Origin of the sequence: Motilimonas pumila (genome assembly GCF_003596335.1) — a bacterium.
GTDB classification, from domain to species: Bacteria; Pseudomonadota; Gammaproteobacteria; order Enterobacterales; family CBDFNC01; genus Motilimonas; species Motilimonas pumila.
The window spans coordinates 1-566 of the sequence record NZ_QZCH01000161.1 but is presented as its reverse complement, the minus strand read 5'-3'; the positions used below and the strand labels follow the sequence as shown (position 1 = coordinate 566).

Sequence of the window (566 nt, the reverse complement as noted above, 5' to 3'; positions counted from 1 at the left end):
CTGCCGTCCCTGCCGGCGCCGCCCGCCGCCGGCGACGGCTTCACGATCTATCCGGGTTGCGACCTGACCCAGGCGACCTGCCTGACCAAATTCAACAACCTCGTCCATTTCCGGGGCCAGCCCTACGTGCCGGCTCCGGAAACGTCGGTGGTCTGATGTCCGCCGCCATGCGCGAGGCCGTGGTCGCCGAAGCGATGAGCTGGCTGCGCACGCCCTATCACCACGGAGCCGGTCTCAAGGGGATCGGAACCGACTGCGCCCGCTTTCCGCTCGCGGTCTACGCCGAGGCCGGCGCCATTCCGCCCACCGACGTCGGCGTCTACGCCCGCGACTGGCATCTCCATCACGGTGAAGAACTCTACCTCGGCTGGCTGAACCGTCTGGCGACGGAGATCGAGCGGGACGCGCTCGCGCCCGGCGATTTCGTGGTCTGGCGGTTCGGACGCACGTTCTCGCACGGCGCCATCGTCGTCGACCCGCCCCTGGTCATCCACGCCTACATCGGCGTCGGCGTCACGCTCGACGACATGGACGGCCACAGCGAACTGCTGACCCGCCCGGCGCGG

2 protein-coding genes are annotated in these 566 nt (G+C 69.4%); both read left to right on the top strand.

Going from position 1 to position 566, the window contains the following annotated elements; translation table 11 throughout:
* Positions 1 to 156 carry a phage BR0599 family protein gene (locus D1Z90_RS22160; protein WP_369122281.1) on the top strand — a complete coding sequence of 52 codons (156 nt, stop codon included), beginning with the start codon at positions 1 to 3 and terminating at the stop codon, positions 154 to 156.
* The coding region (locus D1Z90_RS21030) for a C40 family peptidase (RefSeq protein ID WP_119912683.1) at positions 156 to 566 on the top strand (411 nt) is incomplete at its 3' end. The genes D1Z90_RS22160 and D1Z90_RS21030, both read left to right, overlap by 1 nt.